Origin of the sequence: Pseudomonas sp. SJZ077 (genome assembly GCF_007993905.1) — a bacterium.
Taxonomy (GTDB): Bacteria; Pseudomonadota; Gammaproteobacteria; order Pseudomonadales; family Pseudomonadaceae; genus Aquipseudomonas; species Aquipseudomonas mandelii.
Genome location: NZ_VIUJ01000013.1, coordinates 176,896 through 197,338 on the forward strand (window position 1 = coordinate 176,896; position 20,443 = coordinate 197,338).

The 20,443-nt window shown below is 60.7% G+C and carries 16 protein-coding genes; 3 read left to right on the top strand and 13 right to left on the bottom strand.

The genetic code is table 11. From position 1 onward, the window contains the following. Positions 1–22: 22 nt before the first annotated feature. Positions 23–859, bottom strand: coding sequence for a sulfotransferase (locus FBY01_RS20095; protein ID WP_010464912.1), 837 nt, complete (start codon positions 857–859; stop codon positions 23–25). A 126-nt stretch (positions 860–985) separates the two neighbouring features. Beyond that, the gene (locus tag FBY01_RS20100; RefSeq protein ID WP_145309066.1) at positions 986–2,557 is read right to left on the bottom strand and encodes a glycosyltransferase family 39 protein; all 1,572 of its coding nucleotides are present in this window, start codon (positions 2,555–2,557) and stop codon (positions 986–988) included. Positions 2,558–2,798: 241 nt separating this feature from the next. On the opposite strand from FBY01_RS20100, the gene FBY01_RS20105 reads away from it, so the two are divergent. Both FBY01_RS20105 and FBY01_RS20110 read left to right on the top strand, forming a co-directional pair. Next, positions 2,799–3,386 carry a phage tail protein gene (locus FBY01_RS20105; RefSeq protein WP_145309064.1) on the top strand — a complete coding sequence of 196 codons (588 nt, stop codon included), beginning with the start codon at positions 2,799–2,801 and terminating at the stop codon, positions 3,384–3,386. A 51-nt stretch (positions 3,387–3,437) separates the two neighbouring features. Next, positions 3,438–3,749, top strand: a complete 312-nt coding sequence (locus FBY01_RS20110; protein ID WP_077750390.1) for a hypothetical protein — start codon at positions 3,438–3,440, stop codon at positions 3,747–3,749. A 122-nt stretch (positions 3,750–3,871) separates the two neighbouring features. On the opposite strand, the gene FBY01_RS20115 is transcribed toward FBY01_RS20110, so the two are convergent. From FBY01_RS20115 to FBY01_RS20130, 4 genes are read right to left on the bottom strand one after another with little or no spacing between them, the layout of a single operon-like run. Then, positions 3,872–4,369, bottom strand: coding sequence for an N-acetyltransferase (locus tag FBY01_RS20115; RefSeq protein ID WP_077750391.1), 498 nt, complete (start codon positions 4,367–4,369; stop codon positions 3,872–3,874). Between the two features lie 12 nt (positions 4,370–4,381). Further along, the gene (locus FBY01_RS20120; protein WP_145309062.1) at positions 4,382–6,478 is read right to left on the bottom strand and encodes an HlyD family efflux transporter periplasmic adaptor subunit; all 2,097 of its coding nucleotides are present in this window, start codon (positions 6,476–6,478) and stop codon (positions 4,382–4,384) included. Continuing rightward, positions 6,479–7,798, bottom strand: coding sequence for an efflux RND transporter periplasmic adaptor subunit (locus tag FBY01_RS20125; RefSeq protein WP_102594837.1), 1,320 nt, complete (start codon positions 7,796–7,798; stop codon positions 6,479–6,481). Then, on the bottom strand, positions 7,795–8,577 hold the full coding sequence (locus tag FBY01_RS20130) for an efflux RND transporter periplasmic adaptor subunit (RefSeq protein ID WP_010464919.1): 783 nt from the start codon (positions 8,575–8,577) through the stop codon (positions 7,795–7,797). Before FBY01_RS20130 ends, FBY01_RS20125 begins: the two co-directional genes overlap by 4 nt. 497 nt (positions 8,578–9,074) lie before the next feature. On the opposite strand from FBY01_RS20130, the gene FBY01_RS20135 reads away from it, so the two are divergent. Then, on the top strand, positions 9,075–9,764 hold the full coding sequence (locus FBY01_RS20135; protein WP_145309060.1) for an NYN domain-containing protein: 690 nt from the start codon (positions 9,075–9,077) through the stop codon (positions 9,762–9,764). Here the strand turns inward: FBY01_RS20135 and FBY01_RS20140 are convergent. The 7 genes from FBY01_RS20140 to FBY01_RS20175 all read right to left on the bottom strand — a co-directional run bounded on the left by FBY01_RS20140 (position 9,745) and on the right by FBY01_RS20175 (position 20,327). Further along, on the bottom strand, positions 9,745–11,220 hold the full coding sequence (locus FBY01_RS20140) for an efflux transporter outer membrane subunit (RefSeq protein ID WP_077750396.1): 1,476 nt from the start codon (positions 11,218–11,220) through the stop codon (positions 9,745–9,747). The two genes, FBY01_RS20135 and FBY01_RS20140, sit on opposite strands and share 20 nt — an antisense overlap. Beyond that, a complete protein-coding gene (locus FBY01_RS20145) occupies positions 11,217–12,284 on the bottom strand; it encodes an HlyD family secretion protein (RefSeq protein WP_010464922.1) in 1,068 nt (355 codons plus the stop codon). Before FBY01_RS20145 ends, FBY01_RS20140 begins: the two co-directional genes overlap by 4 nt. A 26-nt stretch (positions 12,285–12,310) precedes the next feature. Beyond that, positions 12,311–13,846 (bottom strand): MFS transporter, encoded by a 1,536-nt coding sequence (locus tag FBY01_RS20150; RefSeq protein WP_077750397.1) that lies wholly within the window; start codon positions 13,844–13,846, stop codon positions 12,311–12,313. A 220-nt stretch (positions 13,847–14,066) separates the two neighbouring features. Continuing rightward, entirely contained in the window at positions 14,067–14,987 is a 921-nt protein-coding gene (locus FBY01_RS20155; protein WP_077750398.1) for a LysR family transcriptional regulator, read from the bottom strand. Between the two features lie 437 nt (positions 14,988–15,424). After that, positions 15,425–16,792, bottom strand: a complete 1,368-nt coding sequence (locus FBY01_RS20165; protein ID WP_145309058.1) for an HlyD family type I secretion periplasmic adaptor subunit — start codon at positions 16,790–16,792, stop codon at positions 15,425–15,427. Then, entirely contained in the window at positions 16,782–18,938 is a 2,157-nt protein-coding gene (locus FBY01_RS20170; RefSeq protein ID WP_010464926.1) for a type I secretion system permease/ATPase, read from the bottom strand. The genes FBY01_RS20165 and FBY01_RS20170 overlap by 11 nt, the downstream gene beginning before the upstream one ends. 36 nt (positions 18,939–18,974) lie before the next feature. Beyond that, positions 18,975–20,327 carry a TolC family outer membrane protein gene (locus FBY01_RS20175; RefSeq protein ID WP_010464927.1) on the bottom strand — a complete coding sequence of 451 codons (1,353 nt, stop codon included), beginning with the start codon at positions 20,325–20,327 and terminating at the stop codon, positions 18,975–18,977. Positions 20,328–20,443: the final 116 nt, after the last annotated feature.

Sequence of the window (20,443 nt, forward strand, 5' to 3'; positions counted from 1 at the left end):
CGCGAAAATGAAAATGCCGCGATCAACTGATCGCGGCATCGGCTTTCATGCGAATGACATTGGCGGCGCTGGCTGAGCCATCGAGCCAGAAGGACAATTCTGCGTACTGCTTGAACAGGTCCGGCGGCAAAATCGTTCGCCGCGATTGCAGTTCGACCCTCGGCTTGACCTTGTGCAGGCCCGAAACCCCCAGGGCCTGGTCGAACGCTGGCGCGTCGTAAGCGAGGTGATCAAAGTCATGCTCGAACCAGGGTTCGCCGATGAAGTCGTAGACCAGCCGCATCACCCGATCCGGCGCCTGAGTCAGCAGGTCGTAGTCGACGATCAGCAGCGACTCGGCGTGTTCGCCGTAATAGGCTTCCTTGAGCGCAGCCCAGGCAAATCCCACCAGGCGATTGCGCTGGGCCAGGGTTTCGCAACGGCTGTAGACGGTGTTGCGCTCGATCGCGTCGCCGAACAGTTTGGTGTTTTCAAAGGGGTTGGCGCGGTACAAACGCTCGATGCTGTCCATGACCCAGGCGACATTGCGCACACAGGCAATGACCTTGGCCTGCGGGAACAGGTCGCTGATGGCCGGCAAGCGCGAACTCCATAGCCGGTTGGTGTCGAACACCACCGGTTTGTCGGCCTTGTCGGCGTAGAAGGAGTCGAACAGACCGCGCAATAAGCGTCGGCGCAGATCGGTATCGATCACCGCGCCAAACTCACTGCCGGCGCTGCACTGTTCCAGAACACCTGAAAAAAGCGCGCCAACGGGGCTGGTCATGCCGGCGTGGAAACGCGGGTTCTGCAACAGGATTGCAGAAAGCAGGGTCGAGCCTGAACGCGGCAAGCCGGAGATAAAGTGGTACTGCTGCATCCCTTCACCTGATCATAAGTCCTTTATGTATGACGGAGCGTAGACTATGAATGGCCGAAGCAGTAGTAGTGTTTTGATATCAAATCGAAGCTAAATCGTCTGAAAAACAAGATTTTTGTTACTGACTTAACGCAACACGAACAAGCGCGCATTGGCGCCTCCTGCCTGCGTTTGGCCAACGCTCTGCCAGCCGGCGGGCAACGGGGCGAACTCGTCCGGCACACCGACAGTGCCGATCAACCACACGCGCCCCGTGCCTTTGGGCAAGGTGCCAAGGCTATCGAGGTAAATGTCCGGGGTCACCAACGTGCCGAAACCATAAGCACCCGGCCGGCTCGACGCACCGCCTGGTAACGGTGGTGTGTACAGCAACGGCTTGGCGTCGGTGCGGTTGTAATAGACGTAGCTGAGGTACCAAAGCATGTCGCTGGTGACGATTCGGTCACCGGCAACGAAGTGCTGGTTGACGTAATTGACCATGACGTTGAACTGGTCGTTGCTATCGACCGTGGCGTTGTTATTCAGGCCCACCAGTTCGACACCGGCAAACAACACCAGCACTGTCATGGCCAACACCCGGGCCCCTGAGTACAGGCGATCAATGGCCAGTGCGGCAATCATTGGCAGGCCGAGGGCGTAGGCGGTGAGGTAACGTTCGATGAACACCGGCGAGACAAACGACACCCCAAACACTACCAGCAACGGCACAACGGTGTAGATCACCACCAGCGCACTGCCCCGAATCACGCTGCGATCCCGCGCCAGCGCCACCCACATCAAGGCCAGCAACGCCAAAGGTAACGTGCTGAAAATCAGGGTCGGCAGGTTCTCGCCATCGTCCTGAATCAGAAACGACCAGATCATCGACGGCAACGAGCCGAACGTGACCGGTGCCTCCCATCCCACATCGCCATTGGCCTTGAGCTGATCCATGTGCTGGACCAGATCGATCAGGCTCGGCACCCAAGGCAAGTACAACAACACAATCGCCACGTTCGCCAGCCACCAGCCGGGGCGTTGAATATGCCGCAAGCGGTAACCTGGTTGCAGGCGGATCACCCCCAGATACAGCCAATGGCAAAGCACGCACAGGGCGGTGAAGTAATGGGTGTAGAACGCCGCTGTCATGAGCAGCACATACGCCACCAGATAACGCGTGCGCCGGGGGTATCGGATCCAGTAGACCAGCGCAATCGTCGCACCGATCAGCCACAGGCCCAGCAGTGAGTACATCCGCACTTCCTGGCTGTATCGCACCGCCGTAGGCAGCAGCGCCAGCAGCAAACCGGCCAGCAGCGCGGCACGCCGGGTGGCGAGCAAGTCCATCAGCCAGAAGCCGAGCCACACCGTGGCGATCCCGGGCAGCGCGCTGAAACTGCGGATCGAAAATATACCGTCGCCGAACAGCTCGACCCAGCCGTGCAGCAGCATGAAATACAGCGGCGGGTGGACATCGTACGCGGCGTGCAGCCAGATCCCGCCGAGCGAAAACTGGCTCATCAGCAGGCTGGAACCTTCGTCGCCCCAGATAGCCGCCGCCGTCAGGTCGTAGAAACGCACCAGCGCGGCCAACGCGAGGATCGGCAACAGCCAATGTTCGCGCACCCACCGAAGCAAGCGCTTGACGCTCGCCCAGGCACCGGGTGTCGCTTGCGGGCCTTGGGTGCCCTCAAGTGGCAATTCTCTGTACGCCTCCATTGCTCCCCTCGGGACTGCCAGTGAAAAAGCGTGAAGCGTGTCATCACTGTAGGTCAGCGTCAGCGCCGTCGTCGATGCTGGCTTTACGACCAACGACATTCGGCAATCATCCGGATCTACTACGCTCTGGCTTGGCGTGACCCAGCCACGGAGATGAATGGAGTCGGCTGATCAGCGCGATCCGCCTGGATAACCGGGCCTTACGTGACGCTTCAGACACTAACCTGAGGGATAAGGAACTATGGAAGTATTCATGGGCACTATTCAGCCTTTCGCCTTTAACTTTGCTCCCAACGGCTGGGCCCTGTGCAACGGCCAGACGCTGGCGGTCCAGCAATACAACGCGCTATTTGCCCTGCTCGGCGTCAACTTCGGCGGCAATGGCTCCACCAACTTCATGCTACCCAACCTGCAAGGCCGAATGCCGGTGTGCATGGGCAACGGGCTGAACCTGACACCACGGGTCATTGGCGAAATCTCCGGGACCGAGAACGTCACCGCGACCATCACCAACCTGCCGAATCACACCCATGCCTTGTCCGGGCTGACGGCCACCACCACCCTGCAACTGGCCAGCCCGGCGAGCAACCCGGTCACCACTCCAACCGCGACCAACTCGTACATCGGTGCTTCGGGCGGCGGCCCGGGCTCGGCGAGCATCTTCTCTGATGCGCAAGGCGCTGCGGCGGTACCGCTGAAGGGCGTGGCCACTGCCGTGACGGGGGAAATCTCGTCGGCCGGTAACGGTTTGCCGATGGAAACGATGAATCCATTCCTGGTGCTCAACTTCAGCATCGCCTTGAACGGGTTGTTCCCTTCTCGCAATTGAGGTCTGGCCGGGGGATACCCATCCCCCGGCCGTTTTTTCGGGAGTGACGCCATGTTGCAACAGGTTCAAAGCCAACACTTTCAGACCCTGCTGGGCAAGACAGGCTCGCTGCGGCTGCCGGATGGCAGTGAGTTGTCGATCCAAATCTACACGCTTGAAGAAACACCCCATTCGCGGATGCCAAACAGCGAGCGCGTGCCGTTCAGTGTCGAGTTCAACAGTCTGGAACCCACAGCGTTTGTGGATGGGTTATGCACGCTGGAGTTACCGATGCTGGGTCAGGTGCAGGGCATTTTTGTCTCTCGTGTGCCGGCCATGGGCCGTGATCCGGACATGGGGTATTTCTATATCGCCTTCAACTGAACACACCGAAATCCCATTGTAGGAGTGAGCCTGCTCGTGATGGCGGTGGTTCACTCACATCTATGGTGACTGATACTCCGCCATCGCGAGCAGGCTCGCTCCTACAGGGGGCAGGGGTGGATTCAGCCTTGTGGATACCATACCAACCGCTCCGCCGCCGGGCTGCACTCTTCAACCTGAAACCCCAGCGCCAGGTAATGCTGGCGCGCATGGGGATTGTTGGCCCAGACCACCGTGGCCACCGGGCAACGGATCTGTTGGGCGGCTTGTTGCACACCTTGCAGCACCTTGCGGCCAAAACCCTGGCCGCGGGCCTGCGGAATGAACGCCAGGTACAACACGCGAATTTCATTGGGGCCAAAATCGGTGGTCAGCGCACCGATGGCTGTGTCGAGCTTTTCAATCACGTAATGCATCGCGTTGGGGAATCGCTCCCCCAATCCCTGTTCCTGCACCTGAAATTGCTGGGCGACCACCTGCTCAATCACTTCTCGATCGCCGTCGATCCATTGCAGATCCGGCCGCGCCGCCTGGTAAAGACTGTGCAAAAAAGGCCCATCGCTAGTCCGCGAGGGCCGAACCACCAAGCCATCGGCCGCCACTGATTCGGTATTCGCCATCACCTGCTCTCCTTAGAAACCGCTTTCCCTGACACCCAGCGCCGCCATGCGGCGCCAGGCCACGCCCAACAACGACTCGCCGCTGCCCTGCAACACCACCACGCCGCGCAAGGGTTGCATCGGCGTCGGCGCGGCTTCAAGGGTGCTCAACCGCGCCCCGTATTGTCCCTGCACCGGCTCAGCCCGTTGATGCGCATCCCGGCGCACGGCAATCGGCCCGTGGTGATCGGACGTCAGCGCTTCCTGATCGACATAGGCCGCGCCATTGGTGTCGATTTCGGTCAATCGCACGGCGATCGCCGGGTGCATCGGATCATCGGCAATGAACCGCCCGGTGGCCCCCGGCGCCACGCGCCACAGTTCGGCTTCGGCCAGATAGCCACGCAACCGTGCACCGTCTTCAACGACCCGCGCCAGGGGATCTTTGGTCGACAACCAGCGACCTGCCACCAGTTGCGGCAACAGATCGCGCACGGTGCCGGCGTGGGGCGCGCGCAGAAGCAGACGTTCACGCTGGGCGGCCAGCCCGCGATAGTCGGCCACCGCCTCCGCCAGGCGTTGCTCGACAATCCCGGCGTCGGCGGCGGTTTCGCTGCGACTGGCCTGACGGCGCATCTGCAACTGCTGGATCTGGATTTCACGCCGGACGATGGCCTGGCGCGAGTCCAGGTCCGGCGATTCCAGTTCGATCAGCACCTCACCCTGGGCAACCACCTGACCGTCATGCACGTTCACCGTTTTGACCCGCGCCGCGACGGGCGCGTGCAACGCACTGGCGCGTCCCGCTTCCAGCATCGTCGGCAGCTCCACCGCACTGCGCCACGGCAAAACCAGCACCAGCACCAGTCCGAGCAAGGCCAGACCGCTGAGCAACACGCGGGGGACATAGGCCTGCTCCCGTCGACTCCACCATTGCCGCCACTCACTCAAGATCGGCAGGAAGATGAACCAAACCAGCTCCACCAGCATCAGGAAAATCCCCAACACCTTGAAGAACAGGTGATAGACCGCCAGCGCGATCCCGAGAAACAACGCCGCACGCCACAGCCACGCGCCATAGCCCCAGATCAGCAATCGACGCTGCATCTTCGGCGACCAGGGCTCCGGCGCCGCAGCCCCATAGCCGAACAAAAACTCGCGCAACCGCCAACGACACAAGGCAAAGGCTCGCCCTTGAAGGTTGTCCACTTCCCAAAAGTCGCTGAGCAAAAAGTAACCATCAAAGCGCATGAACGGGTTGAGGTTGATCACCAGCGTGGTGATCCAGGTGGCACTGGCGAGCATGAATGCAGCGGTGCGCCCGGGACCGTCCGGCAGCAATGACCAGACCAGCAGTGCAATGCTCGCCAGCAGCAATTCCGCCAGCACACCACCGGCGCCGATCAACAGTCGCGCACGACGATCATTGACCCGCCAGGCATCACTGACGTCGGTGTAAAACATCGGTAGCAACACCATGAACGCCACGCCCATGCTCTGCACCCGACAACCCGCGCGCTTGGCCATGAAGGCGTGGCCGAACTCGTGACAGAGCTTGGCGAAAAACAGCGCCACACCGAACGCCAGAGCGCCGCCGAGACTGAACAGATGCGGGAAGGTGGCGATAAACCGCTGCCAGTCCCGCGACACCAGAAACACCCCGAGCCCCAACGTCACGGGCAACCCGTAGCGCAGCGCCCGCGGGCCGAAGCGCTCGATCCATGGCCAGGCACGATTGAGAAAAGCGTCGGGGCGCCACAGGGGAATGCGGAAAAACAGGTATTGGTGCAGCAGAATCTGCCACAGCGTCTGACGCTGGGCCGCCGCCTTCAGGCTGTAACTGGCGCGCTGTTGCGGGTCGAGTGCGCTGATCAGGTCGTGGCCACGCAAAAAGCCCAGCAACTGCTCAAGCTCCGCGCCATCGAGTGGCAACCCGGGCTCGCGGTTGGCGGCGCGTAACACCTGCTCGGGATCCCCCAACGACCAATGACGCAGCAACCGCATCGCGGCGGCACCGAGTTTGAAATAGCGCCCGCGCACTGGGTCGGCGAGGGTCCAGCGCGGCGAGCCATCGAGGGCCGGAGTCGCCACGGACAGTTGCAAGTCGGCCCGCAGGCTCGGCAGGCTCATCTAAAGCCCCACACTCTGGCGCAACCCGGCCAGAGGTCGACGCAGCAGGTACAACGCCAACGGAGCACGGTCGCCGAAAATTTTAGCGGTGCCGCGCAGGCCAATGCGCGGCGGTGCGCCCTCGAAATTCGCATCCAGGCGATAAGCCAGTTGTCCGGCAGCGGTGGGTTGCGCCTCATAAGCCGAGCGTTCGAGTTTCGCCAAGTGCCGCTGTAACGGATCGCTGTCGAGAAACAGCGCGACTTGCGCGCCGGGCTCAAGGGATATCGCGTCGCCCACCGCCAGTTCGATGCGCAACTCGGCCTGGGTCGGGTCAGCAATTTCCATCAGCCGCTCGCCGGTCTGCACCGGCTTGCCGGTCCAGCGTTCCGCATCGGCGAACACCGCGATACCGCCGCGCTCGGCGCGGACTTCACTGCGTTTGAGCAATTCGCGGGCGTAATCCCGTTCGGCGCGTTTTTGCTCGACTCGCGCAGCCAGCAGATCGATCTTCGAGCTGGACTCGGCATCGGCGAACGAGCGTTGGGAATTGGCCTTCAGTTCAGCTTCGGCCACCCCCAAGGCGCGTTCGGCCACATCGGCCTGGGCCTTGAGCGTGGTGCTTTCGAAGCGCAGCAACAGGTCGCCGGCTTTGACCGTCTGATTGGGTTTGACCAGGAATTCGGCAATCACGCCGTCCAAGGGCGCAGCCACCACGCGGCCGCCCAATGGAACCACTTCTGCCGGCGCCAGCACCGATTGGCGCACCGGGATCAGCAACCCGAGCAACAGCACGGCGACCAGTGCCACCCGACGTTTTCGGGTCCAGCGTAGCCGCCACGGTTTGCGCGGTTGCAGCGCCAACCAGGCATGGCTGTAAGTGTCGCCCAGTTGCGACAGCAGCACTTGCTCGGAAGGGTTCCACGGCAGGTCCCGCGCCAGCCACAGCCCACCGAATACCTCGCCCTGGTGATCGATCAGCGGCAGCCAAAACACCTGAGCCGCCGAAAGACTTTGCCAATCGGCCTGAATCGATTCGCTGAGGACATTCGCCGGTATCACCCTTGCCTGCTTCAGCACACCGGCCTTGAACAATTGCGCCACGGCCTGCTCGACGAACGCCACGAATGGCGCATTCGGGTCGACGGCACTGACACCCGTCACCGCCTGCACCTTGCCGGCAATCAACAGCGCCGCATGACGAAAACCAAATAGCGCCTGCCCGTCATTGACCAGGCTGTAGGCCAGTTGCGCAGGCGTGCGCGCAGCGCGGGTCAGGCGTTCGAGATCAAGAAACCTGGCGAAGACCTGTTCGGCACCGCTCGCAGCGGGCGCGTTCATTTAAGCTCCGCGAAACGCGCCGTGCCGCTCATGCCGGCCAGCAAACCGTTGGCATTGGGCAGTGTTGCAACCAGCAACAAGGTCTGGCTGCCTTCATCAATTCGAGCGCCGAGGCGTTTGACTGTGGCATCCAGCGCTTGACCGGTTTCATCGGGGACAAAGCTGAAGGTCTGACCGGGCTTGAGCCGGGCCATCCAGCGTGACGGCACCAGCAGATGGATCTCCAGCGTTCGATTGTCTACCACATCCAGCAACGGTGCACCGGCCGCCACGCTTTCATAGCGTTTGACCTTGCGCTCGACGACCTGGCCATCGAACGGCGCCAGCACGCTGCAGCGTTTCACCTGAACCTGATAAACCTGAGACTGCGCCTGCGTCTCGCTGACTTTGGCTTGGGCCCGCGCCACTTCAAAACGCCCGACCGAATTCAACGCCGCCAGCTGTTTGTTGTGGGACAGCTCTTCACCCGCACCACGGTTGGCAGCCTGCGCCGCATTGAGCTGGGCCTGATAAGCGGAACAATCGAAACGCGCCAGCGTATCGCCCTTCTTGAACGACTCGCCCTCACTGAACGGCAGCTCGACAATGCGCCCGGACAACTCACTGGCGAGCACCGCCTGATCCCGGGCACGCAACACGCCCCGGGCCTCGCTGCTGGTTGTCGCATTGCTGCCAGCGGTGCTGTTTTCCAACAACGGATCGTCTGGCGCGGGCGTTTGCGCGTGGACTGCGCAGGTCACAACGGTCAATCCAATAACCCAAACACAAAAACGCCGCATAACCGTATCTCCCTGACGGATGAGCGGAGTCTATGACAGGGTGGGTGGGCGTCAAGTGGATAGATGTCCTTGGATAGAAATGTGCTGTTTCAAAATTGCCTGATTTCTCAGCACGAAAACGTGGGCTTTCCTTCAGTAGCTATCGGTAATAAATCCCACATCAGATTGGGAACGTACTTTCAATCGATACGGAGAGCAGCGATCGACACTTCAAACCTTTATCGAAATGCAGCACCTCAACACTCTTCCTGTAGCAATTACTAATAACTCAGGCCGATAACGCCTTGACCATCACCAAGGTCGGCGATCAAAACTGACTCGCCGGCGCTGGAAATCCTTCAATCGAGTCAAATGTTGATCAGCCAGTGGGTTGACGTATATGACACACCCGACTTAGGATTCCCCAACTGAACCCCGTACGCAGAGATTAAATTCACTGGCCGTTGGGGTGAAGAAACCGGCTTCGGCCGGTTTTTTCGTTTCAGAGGATTGAGTTTGTGCGAACCGCGTTTTTTGTCGATGGCTACAACGTGTTCTATGGATTACTCGCGGGCACGCCATACAAATGGCTCAATCTGAAAAGTTTGCTGGGCCATGTCGCTTACATCGAGAATCCCCAAAGCTCATTAATCTCGGTTGATTACTTCACCTCATCCGTCAAGCCAGAGCTTGCAACTCGCGGCCGAGCCTCCAAAGAAGCTCAAGACACCTATTTGCGTGCATTAAAAGCAACCAACGTTGCCGTTCACTACGGTCGCCATAAGCTTGAGCCCGCGAAAGCACCTCGCTTCATTGACAGAAAAACTGGCGCCTCTCGCCAAGACAAAGTCGACATCTGGAAGCTTGAAGAGAAAGAGACAGATGTCCACATTGCGATCAGCATGTATCGCACAGCCGCAAGACAGACCAAGTTCCATGCTAATAAACAAATCGAACAGCTAGTCCTGGTATCCAGTGACACAGACATGACTCCAGCCCTGAAAGCAATTCGAGAAGATTTTCCTGACATGAAAGTCGGGGTCATTCTTCCTCACCGTGCCGAGTTAAACCGCCCATCACCAGGTTCTTTGAAGGAGCACTCTCACTGGATGCGGCGTGTCGTCACCTCTGAAGAGTTGCAGGTACACCAATTTCAGACACGGGTACCGACCCATAAGGCTCCCGCCATCAAACCGGATTACTGGTAACGACACTAGCCAACGGATACACCGACTCCCATCCCCCACCCAACGCCTTATACAAACCCACCATCGCCAGCGACACCCCGGTCGAGCTCTCGACAAACTGCTCCTGTGTCGCCAACAAGGCGCCTTGCACTGTCAGTACGTTAACGAAATCCACCACCCCTTCCACATATTGCTGCTGCGCGGTGCGCAGGGCGATCCGGTTTTGGCGGACGGCTTCGGCGAGGCTGTCGCGGCGTAGTTGGCTGGCGTTGTAGGCGCTCAGTTGATCGTCGATTTCATGCCAGGCGCGCAGGACGGTTTGCTGGTAAGCGATGGCGGCTTCCTGTTGCTGCGCCTCGCGTAAGTTCAGGACCCCGCGCAGGCGGCCACCATCGAACAGCGGCAGGCTGAATTGCGGGCCGATGCCGAACGAGCGCGAGCCCCAGGAGCCGAAATCGCTCAGTTGCATGGCTTGCGAACCGATGTTGCCCGACAGGGTAATCCGCGGATAGAAGTCCCCCTTGGCCACGCCGATGCTCGCAGTAGCGGCGTGCAGTCGGGCTTCGGCCTGACGAATATCCGGGCGGCGTTCAGCCAATTGCGACGGCAGGCCAATGGCGACCTGGCGCGGTGTTGAAGGCACGGGGGCGTCTGTGGATAACTCGGCCTGGAGCGCTTGAGGCGGTTCGCCCATCAACAAGCTCAGGGCGTTGATCAGTTGTGACTGGCGCTGTTCCAGCGCGGGCAGACGCGACTCGATGGCGGCGACTTGGGCAGCCGCTTCGGCGACATCAAGGTCGGTGGCAACACCGTCGGCCAGACGCAGTTGCGAGAGTTTCAGGCTGTGCCGGGCGACCTCGAGGTTTTGCTCGGTAACGGCCCGCGTACTCTGTACGCCGCGCAGTTGAATATAGTCCTGAGCGGTTTCGGCGAGCACCGACAGCAGCACCCCACGGCGATCGTTTTCCGCGACTTCCAGGGTCGCATCGGCGGCTTCGGTTTCGCGGCGCACACGGCCCCAGAAATCCAGTTCCCAGGAAGCGGAGAAGCCGGCGTCCCAGAGGTTGAACGCCGAATCACCGTTGTTGCCTGATGGGTCGTTCAGACCTTCTCCGCTGTTGCGTTTGCGCCCGTAGCTGCCGGTGGCGGCGGTATTCGGATAACGGTCGGCCGTGATGACCTGACGCGCCGCACGGCTTTGCTGCAAGCGGCTGCTGGCGAGTTTCAGATCGAGGTTATCGGTCAAGGCGCGCTGGGTCAGGGCCGAGAGTTTTGGGTCGTTGAAGACGTCCCACCAGCGTTCGTTCATGTCGGTGGATACCGCTTCGCTGGCGGCGGCTTTTGATGGTTTTGACCATTCAGTGATTTTTTGGGGTTGAGGCTTCTGGAAGTCGGGGCCGACGGTGCAGGCGGAAAGGCTCATGACCAGCGAGGCGCACAGGGTGAGTTGAGGCCAGTGGCCAACGCAGATCTTCATCGCTGAACCACCTCGGACGCAGTCGCCTCACTGGCCGTATCAATCCTCGCCTCCACCGACATCCCCACCCGCAACCGCTCGGCCAATGCCTGCCCCGGATCCAGAATGATCTTCACCGGAATTCGCTGCACCACCTTGGTGAAGTTGCCGGTGGCATTGTCCGGTTTGATCGACGCAAACGTCACACCGGTCGCCGGCGCGATGCTCTCGACGCGCCCCGTCAGGACCTCGCCTCCGAGGCTGTCGACACGCACTTGCACATCCTGCCCAGGCTTCACGTCGGTCAGTTGGGTTTCCTGGAAATTGGCGACCACGTAAGCCTGTGCCAGCGGCACCACCGCCAGAATCTTGCTGCCCGGCGTTACGTAAGCGCCGACCCGCACAGCCCGCTCGCCCACCATGCCGTCCTGAGGGGCAACGATGCGCGTGTAAGACAACTCGTAGCTGGCCATTTCCAGCGCCGCTTGCGCCCGCTTCAATCCACCGTCGGCCGCGTCGCGCTGCGCGGTGAGGATCTCCACTTGCTTGCGTTCCGCCGCCAGCACCGCCGTGACATTGGCCAACCGCGCGGAGGCCTGATCGATGCGCGTGCGCGCTTGCTGAGCATTCTGCACAGTGCCGGCACCGACCCCGGCGAGGTGGTTGTAGCGGTTCAGTTCATGCTCGGCGAAGGCCATTTCAGCCTTGGCCGACACCACCGTGGCCTGGGCCTGAGCGATCACCGACGTCTGGCGTTCAAGGGTCGCCTTAGCATTTTGCAGTTGCGCCCTGGCCACCAGCGTTTCGGCATCGGCGGCTTGGGCGGCGGCACGCAGGTCGCGATCATCGATCAACGCCAGCAACTGCCCGGCCTTGACCTGCTGGTTGTCTTCCACCAGCACTTCCTTGATGAAACCCGCCACGCGAGGCACCACCAAGGTGAAGTCCGCCGAGACAAAGGCATCATTGGTGTTCTGCTGGGTGCGCTTACCGAAAACGCCTGGCGCCAGCAGGTAAATCAGCACGCCGACCGCCACCACTGCGGCGACGCCGACAGCCACTTTTTGCTTTGTTTGAGTCGTCATAAAAGCCTTCTGTTTCAGTGAAGCATTCATGTCGGTGCACGCGGTGGATAAATCCGCGTCGGCAGCCAAAAAATCAGCAAGATCAACGTCAGCGCGACGCCGGCCATGCACAGATAAAGATCCGATGCCGTCAGCACCACAGCCTGCTCATGCAGCCGATGGGCAAGGCCGGCGCTGTCGCTGTCGGTCAGAGGGGAGTTGCCGAGGTTGTCCACCAGCATGGTCGAATGGAAATGCAGCCGCGACGTGGTCAACGCCTCGATCACCCCGGTGGCGACCACCGCTGACAGGCCTTTCACGGTGTTGAACCAAGCCGAGGCATACGGGCCTTCCATCGGCGTGATGCTGCCGGTCGAGAGCATCAGCAACGGCAGAACCGCCATGGGTTGACCGAAGATTTGCAGCCATTGCAACGCGTAGAAATCGTCGCGAATCCACACCGAGGTGAGCTGCGAACCGCCGATGCATGACAGCGCCAACATGCTCAAGCCGAGCCCCAGCACCCAGCGGCAATCGACCCAACGCAGGTTGCACAGCGCCGCCACCAACGGCAGCGCGATCAACTGCGGCAGGGCCGCCAGCAGCATGATCGGCGCGGTCTGAACCGGGCGATAACCCTGAACCTGCGCCAGATAGCTGGACGGGATGATGATCACTGCCAGCAGCACGACCAACACGCCGGCCAGGGTCAACAAGGCGAACGACAGGTTGCGGATGCCGAGCATCTGCATCTTGAAAAACGGGATCGGCTGCGACCATTCATTGATCAAAAACAGTACCAACAGCAGCAACCCACCGCCGAGCAATCCGCAGATCAGGCTCGACTCGAACCAGTCGAGCCGATTGCCTTGCAGGATGCCGATCACCAACATGCAGATCGCCGGAAAACCCAGCAGCAAGCCGCGCCAATTGAACTGCTTGAAGCGCTCCAGACGCAGCGGATCCTGCGGCAGACCGTAAGCCACGGCAGCCATGGCAATCAGGCACGGTGCGATGATTTGCCAGAAGGTCCATTGCCAGCCGACGTACTCGGTCCACAAACCGGCCAGAGGGGTCCCGAGCCCTGGGCCGAAGGTGGCCGTCAGCGCATACCCCGCCAGACCGTATAGTTTCACGTTGGCCGGTAAAAAGCGCAGCGCGACGGTCATCAGCATCGGCGGAAGTGCGCCGCCGGCCAGGCCTTGCAAGGTGCGCATAACCAGCAGGCTTTCGTAGGTCGGAGCGAACGGGCACAACACGCCCAGCAGGGTGAAGGCGCTGATGGCGCAGAGGGTGAAACGCCGCAGCGAGAACGTCACCGCGCACCAGGGCGCGAAGGCCATGGCGGCTACCGAGGTCGCCGTGTAACTGGCAACCAGCCAGGTGCCCTCGTCGTAGCCGATCGCCAATGCGCCGCGAATGTCAGCCAGCGCGACCTTGGTCACCATCTCGTTGAGGCCCGACACCAACACCGCCAGCAATACGCCGACCAGACCGATGATGATCCGCGGGCCGAAGACCGGAGGCGTAACGGCGGCCGGACTGGCCGCGGCGAGAGGTGCCGTGACCGTGAAGGAAGTCATTTGCTGCAAGCTCCGGGGGTTGAATACCGAAGCATTTTAAGAAGTGTGGAACCTGACGAAAATTGACTTATGGGCAGGTTATAAGTGCGCTCTATGCAGCAATACAAAACCCCTGTGGGAGCGAGCCTGCTCGCGATAGCGGTGGTTCAGTCAACATCTATATTGAATGTGATGGCCCTATCGCGAGCAGGCTCGCTCCCACAGGGGACAGTGTTCAATTTCAGGTGGGTTGTGCGGCCAGCCAGGTCTCGTCACAGCACGCCTTGAGCGTTTCACGCAGCCAGCGATGCGCCGGATCCTTGTCGAAACGCGGGTGCCAGGCCTGGGTCAGCATCAGCGTGGGCAATGGAACCGGCAGGGTAAACGAGCGCAGCTTCAAGCCCAGGCGCCGCACACTCAACAGCGCCTCCTTGGGCACCGGTAAAATCAGGTTGGAATCCGGCAGCGCAAACATCGCCGCATGGAAACTCGGCGCAATCACCGCCACCCGCCGTTCAAGCCCAAGGGCATTGAGTGCTGTATCGATCGGCCCGCGAGCAATGCCGCGACGGGACATGCTGATGTGAGAGAAACCGGCGAAGCGCTCGGCCGTGATCTCTTCGTCGAACAGTGGATGGTCCTCGCGAACCAGGCCGACGAAATGAGTGGAAAACAGATTCTGCACCTTCACTTCCGGGGTCAGCGGCCGGGTGTTACTGATGCTCAGGTCGATGCGCCCTTCGCGCAGCGCTTCATCATCACCATCGCCCTCGGGGACGTAGCGCAGCTCGCAATGCGGCGCCTGGCGGTCGAGAGTGTCAAACAGCTTGCCGCCGTAGACACCGACGAAGAAGTCATTGGCCCGGATGTTGAACCGACGACGCAACGAACCCAAGTCCACCGCATCAGCCGAGCGAAATAGCAATGCGGCCTGCTCGACGACGTCGCGCACTTGCTCGCGGAGCTCCAACGCCTTGGGCGTCGGCACCAGACCACGACCGGCGCGCACCAGAATCGGATCGCCGATGGCCTCGCGGATTCGCGTGAGTGTTCGGCTCATGGCCGCCGGGCTGAGGTTCATCCGCCGCGCGGCACCCACCACACTGCCTTCATCGAGCAAGGCGTCTAGGGCGACCAGAAGGTTCATGTCCGGGAGTTGCATGTTGAGCACTCGTGTCTGGGCTGGATTGATTCAGACGCAATGCTAGCAAACATCCCCAATTATTGTGTTGGCTGGACCGGCCTCATCGCGAGCAGGCTCACTCCTGCAGGGGATCTTCAGTGGACGCAGATTTTGTATTCAACACAAAACCCTGTGGGTGTGAGCCTGCTCGCGATGAGGCCAGCTCAGACACTGCAAAACTCAGCGCTGCGTCCCCCAGCGCTTAACAGTCACGCGCTCCAGCGTGTCAAACACCAGGTTCTCCACCAAGAATTGAAATTTGAATACCGTTAATGAATAACGATATGGCTTTTGACTTGCGGCGTTTTTGAGACCGCCTTCGCGGGCAAGCCTCGCTCCTACATGGGATAGCGCGTTCACAAATCCCTGTAGGAGCGAGGCTTGCCCGCGATGAGGCCATCAGCCCCAACCGAGAACTACCGCTCGTGCAGCGCTTCGGCGCGGGCCCGGATAATCGGCTTGAGCAAATAGCTGAGAACTGTCTTCTTGCCAGTAATGATATCCACCGAAGCCACCATCCCCGGGATGATCAGCAACGGCTTTTCATCTGTCCCCAGGTGACTGCGATCCGTGCGCAGTTTGATGATGTAGTACGTCGTCTTCTTGTCTTCATCGGTGATGGTGTCGGCACCGATCTGCTCAAGCCTGGCCTTCAGCCCACCGTAAATGGTGTAGTCATACGCCGTGAACTTCACCGTCGCTTCCTGGCCCGGGTGCAGGAACGCAATGTCCTGCGGGCGAATCTTCGCTTCCACCAGCAAGGTGTCGTCCAGCGGTACGATTTCCACCAGATCGCTGCCCGGCTGGATCACGCCGCCAATGGTGTTTACCAGCAACTTGTTGACGATGCCGCGCACCGGCGAAGTGACCAGCGTCCGGCTGACCCGGTCTTCCAGCGCTTTGCCGGTGGCCTGGGCCTTGTTCAGGTCGGTGCGGGCCTCGTTGAGTTGGGTCAGGGCTTCGCTGCGGAACTTGCCGCGCGTCTCGTCGATCTTGCGCTGCACTTCCTTGATTGCCGATTCGGCGCGCGGGATTGCCAGCGTTGTGGCGTCCAGTTGCCCACGGGTTTCGACCTCAGCCCGCTTGAGCCGTAAAACCTCGACCGGCGACACCGCGCCCTGAGCCACCAGCGGCTCGGACATGTTGATTTCCTGACGCTGCAACGACAGTCCATTGCGGTACTGCGACTGTTTGGAGGTGAATTCGCGCAGCTCTTGCTGGCGCTGGATCAACTGCTCCTGCAAACCACCGATCTCATCGTGCAGTTGCTGACGACGACTGATGTACAGCGACTCTTCGCTGGCGGCCTGACCGGGAACAGCCTTGAGCACATCAGCAGGGAAGTTCAACGGACGGTCATCGACCTCGGCGCTCAAACGCTCCACGCGCAGCAGCATCGACAGCCGATCGGCTTCGGTCTCGCCCACGTTGGAGGCAAACCGCGTGTCGTCCAGACGAATCAGCGGCGCGCCGGCATCGACAATCTGCCCTTCGGTGACGAACAACTCGGAGACGATACCGCCCTCAAGGTTCTGGATTTTCTGGATCTTCGACGACGGAATCGCCTTGCCGTCGCCCTTGGTGACTTCGTCGATCACCGCGTAATTGGCCCAGAGCATCAGGAATATGAAAAAGCCGATGATCGCCCAGATCGTCAGCCGCACCACACGCGGGGCGTCTTCGATAAGGGCTTTATTGACCTCGGGAAGTGGCTGGCCATGCAGCGACTCGGAGCCTTTGAAGTAACGGCGGATCGAATCCTTGAAACCCGACTTAAGCAACACTGATCTGCCCCTTCTTCAACGCTTCCATCACGGCGGCTTTCGGGCCATCGGCGAGTATTTGTCCGCGGTCGATGACGATCAGGCGATCCACCAGCGACAACAGCGATGCCCGGTGCGTCACGAGCACCACGGTCTTGTTTTCAACCACCGCCGCGAGGCGTTGCTTGAGGCGTTCTTCGCCAGTGTTGTCCATGGCACTGGTCGGTTCGTCGAGCAGCAGGATCGGCGGGTTGAGCAGCAGCGCACGGGCCAGGGCCACGTTCTGGCGCTGACCGCCGGACAGGTTCTGCCCGCGTTCGCCGACTTGCAGCTCATAGCCTTGCGGGTGCAGGCGGGCAAACTCATGCACGCCGGCCAGCTCGGCGGCTTGCAGGACCATTTCGTCTTCTACATAGCGCGCGCCCGAGACCAGGTTGTCGCGCAGGGTGCCGGCCAGCAGCTGGATGTCCTGCGCGACGTAGCCGATGTTGTGGCGCAATTCGCTGACGTCGATCTGACGAATGTCGACACCGTCCACCAACAGCGCGCCGTCGTCCGGCTGATAGAGCCCCACCAGCAGTTTGGCCAGGGAGCTTTTGCCCGAGCCGCTACGACCGATGATGCCGATCTTCTCGCCCGGTTTGATGATCAGGTTGATGTTTTTCAGCGCCGCGTTCTGTTGATTCGGGTAGGTGAAGTTCATCTGCCGGCATTCGATGGCGCCTTGCAGTACCTTGCGGCTCAGCGGGCGCTCTTCGAAGTTGCGTTCTTGCGGCAGCTCCATCATCTGGTCCACCGAGACCATGGTCACCCGCGCTTGCTGGTAGCGGGTCAGCAGGCCGGACAACGAAGCCAGCGGGCTGAGCGCGCGGCCACTGAGCATGTAGCAGGCAATCAGACCGCCCATGCTCAAATTGCCGGCAATGATCTGGTACACGCCGAAGACGATCATGATCACCCCGGCCAATTGCTGGATCAGCAAGGTGATGTTCATCGCCAGGCCGGAGAGCATTTTCACCCGAAGTTCGAGGCGGCTGAGCGTGCCGATGGTCTGTTCCCACTGATACTGGCGTTCGCTTTCGGCGTTGTTGACCTTCACCGCATCGAGGCCGGCGAGGGTTTCGATCAGGCTCGACTGGCGCTCGGCGCCCAAGGCCATGGTTCGTTCCATGGTCGCCACCAGCGGCTTTTGCAGCGCATAGCCGATCAGCAGGGCAATCGGGAATGCCAGCACCGGAATCCACACCAGGTGCCCGCCGAGAATGGCGATGACCATGAAGATCAGCAGCGTAAACGGTAGATCGATGAGGCTGGTCAGGGTCAGCGAGGCGAGGAAGTCGCGCAGGCTCTGAAACTCATGGATGTTCTGGGCGAAGCTGCCGACCCGGGCCGGGCGGTACTTCATAGCCATGCCGACGATGCGTTCGAACAACGTCGCCGAAATGATCAGGTCGGTTTTCTTCCCGGCCAGGTCCAGGCACAGGCTGCGCAGGCTCTTGAGGATCAGGTCGAACAGATACGCCCCGGTGATGCCGATGGCCAGCACCCACAGCGTCGATTCCGCCTGGTTCGGCACCACGCGGTCGTAGACGTTCATCACAAACAGCGGCGCGGCCATGGCGATGATGTTGATCAGGAAACTGGCGGCGATGGCGTCGGCGTACAGCCAGCGCGAACGCTTGAGGGTGTCGCGGAACCACGAGCGCGCGCGCGGGATCAGCGTGCCGTGATTGACGTCGAATTTGTGCTGGGGTTGGGCGAAGAACACTTTGCCGATGTAGTCGTCGGCCAGCAGTTCGCGGCTGACGAGGCTTTCGCCACCGTCGCTTTCGCTGATCAGCAGGCGGGCCTGGTCTTCACCGTGCCAGCCGAGCAGGACGGCGCTGCGGCCATCCTTGAGCAGCAGCAGCGCCGGCATCGCAATCGCCGGAATCTGCTCCAGCTTGCGCACCAGCACCCGCCCTTGCAGACCGGCGCGAGCGGCGGCGCGGGGCAACAACTCAACGCTCAGACGCTGCTTGGGCAACGGCAGGCCGGTGGTCAGCATCGCGGCGCTGGCCGGTTTCTGATGCAGGGTGCAAAGGGCTAGCAGACCGTCCAGTAACGGATCGTCGTGCAGCGCGCGTGGATCATGAATGAGTTGAACTCTACTGACTTCTGATTCCACGCTCGGCACTCTTGGATAACAGTAAAAAGGGAAGACTCAATTCATCCCGGGTAGCTGGACCCTGGGCTTCACGTCGTTCTGCACAACGGATGCCAACGGTGCGACCACTCCCTGGCTCTTGAGCAACTCGCCCATGGTCGCCTTGATTCGGTATTGAGTAAATAACTGAATGTTCTTGATCTCGGCCAGGCGACGGGAAGCGGTGAACAGTTCGTTTTCACTGTCGAGCAGGTCGAGCAGGGTGCGCTCGCCCAGGCTGAACTGCTTCTGGTACGCGGTGCGCACGCTGGTGCTGTGATCGACATATTGCTGGGCGATCGGCACCTGGGCGTTGGCGTTGTTCAACGCGTTCCAGGCCAGGCCCAACTCTTCGTTCAATACGCGCAGGGCGTTATTGCGGATATCCAGGGCCTGGTTGGACAGGTAGGACTTGGATTCCAGATCCGCCTTGTTGCTGCCGCCGGCATACAGATTGAAGCGCATGCGCAACATGGCCTGCCATTCGTTGCTGTGACCATTCTGACCGTCGAGATCGTTGTCGGCGGAGCGACCCAGTTCGGCATCGAAGCGCGGGTAGAAGGACGATTTTGCCGCGTCATACTGTTTCTCGGCCGCAGCGATGTCGGACTCGGCCGAACGCAGGATCGGGCTGTTTTCCAGCATCTGCGCCCGCGCTTCATTCAGGTTGGCCGGCAACAGCGCGAGGAAATCGGCAGGACGCTCCAGTTGATCGGGCATCTGGCCCACGGCACTGAGGAAGTTGGTCTCGGCGTCCGCCAGGTTGGTCTGTTCGGTGATCAGGTTGTTGCGAGCCTGGGCCATACGCGCTTCGGCCTGGTCGAGGTCGGCACCGCTGCCGACGCCGCGCTGGGTGCGCAACTTGATCTGGTCAAAAATACGTTCGTGGCTCTTCAGGTTGTCTGTGGCCAGGCGCACGAACTCGCGGCGGGTCAGTACATCCAGATAAACCTGAGCCACGGTCAGCGCGGTACGTTCGGACGTGCCCAACAAGGAATAAGCACGGGAATTAACGGTGGCTTGTTGACGCCCCACTTCACTGGACGTCGCAAAACCGTCAAAAACCATTTGCGACAGACGCAAACTTGACTCGCTGCGGTTCAGGGTTTCCCAGTGATTGTCACTGCCGGCCGCGCGGGTGGTGACGCTGTCAGTGCCTTCGCGACCATAACCGCCCAGCAGATCGACCCGGGGAAGGTATCCACCTTTTGCAGCCTTTAACTGATAATCCGCGGCCAATCGACTATTAACACCTGCCTGGATTTCCGGATGGACATCCAACGCCTGTTGCATGGCCTCCGGAAGTGACTGCGCCTGAACAAAACTGGCGGCTAGAGCGAAGGGTAGAGCCTTGAACAGGTGCAAACGCATGTTGGAATTTCCCGGAATTACTTGTCTTGAATCACTGCAGAACGTACCGCTGCATCGGATGATGACCATCGGAATGACCGTGTGTCGGAAAGTTTGAATTTGGAACTGAATCGCAC

What these genes read in the sequence shown, in the direction of transcription:
- FBY01_RS20095 (WP_010464912.1), bottom strand. Translation starts at nt 859, where the DNA reads ATGCAGCAGTACCACTTTATCTCCGGCTTGCCGCGTTCAGGCTCGACC.
- FBY01_RS20100 (WP_145309066.1), bottom strand. Translation starts at nt 2,557, where the DNA reads ATGGAGGCGTACAGAGAATTGCCACTTGAGGGCACCCAAGGCCCGCAA.
- FBY01_RS20105 (WP_145309064.1), top strand. Translation starts at nt 2,799, where the DNA reads ATGGAAGTATTCATGGGCACTATTCAGCCTTTCGCCTTTAACTTTGCT.
- FBY01_RS20110 (WP_077750390.1), top strand. Translation starts at nt 3,438, where the DNA reads ATGTTGCAACAGGTTCAAAGCCAACACTTTCAGACCCTGCTGGGCAAG.
- FBY01_RS20115 (WP_077750391.1), bottom strand. Translation starts at nt 4,369, where the DNA reads ATGGCGAATACCGAATCAGTGGCGGCCGATGGCTTGGTGGTTCGGCCC.
- FBY01_RS20120 (WP_145309062.1), bottom strand. Translation starts at nt 6,478, where the DNA reads ATGAGCCTGCCGAGCCTGCGGGCCGACTTGCAACTGTCCGTGGCGACT.
- FBY01_RS20125 (WP_102594837.1), bottom strand. Translation starts at nt 7,798, where the DNA reads ATGAACGCGCCCGCTGCGAGCGGTGCCGAACAGGTCTTCGCCAGGTTT.
- FBY01_RS20130 (WP_010464919.1), bottom strand. Translation starts at nt 8,577, where the DNA reads ATGCGGCGTTTTTGTGTTTGGGTTATTGGATTGACCGTTGTGACCTGC.
- FBY01_RS20140 (WP_077750396.1), bottom strand. Translation starts at nt 11,220, where the DNA reads ATGAAGATCTGCGTTGGCCACTGGCCTCAACTCACCCTGTGCGCCTCG.
- FBY01_RS20145 (WP_010464922.1), bottom strand. Translation starts at nt 12,284, where the DNA reads ATGACGACTCAAACAAAGCAAAAAGTGGCTGTCGGCGTCGCCGCAGTG.
- FBY01_RS20150 (WP_077750397.1), bottom strand. Translation starts at nt 13,846, where the DNA reads ATGACTTCCTTCACGGTCACGGCACCTCTCGCCGCGGCCAGTCCGGCC.
- FBY01_RS20155 (WP_077750398.1), bottom strand. Translation starts at nt 14,987, where the DNA reads ATGCAACTCCCGGACATGAACCTTCTGGTCGCCCTAGACGCCTTGCTC.
- FBY01_RS20175 (WP_010464927.1), bottom strand. Translation starts at nt 20,327, where the DNA reads ATGCGTTTGCACCTGTTCAAGGCTCTACCCTTCGCTCTAGCCGCCAGT.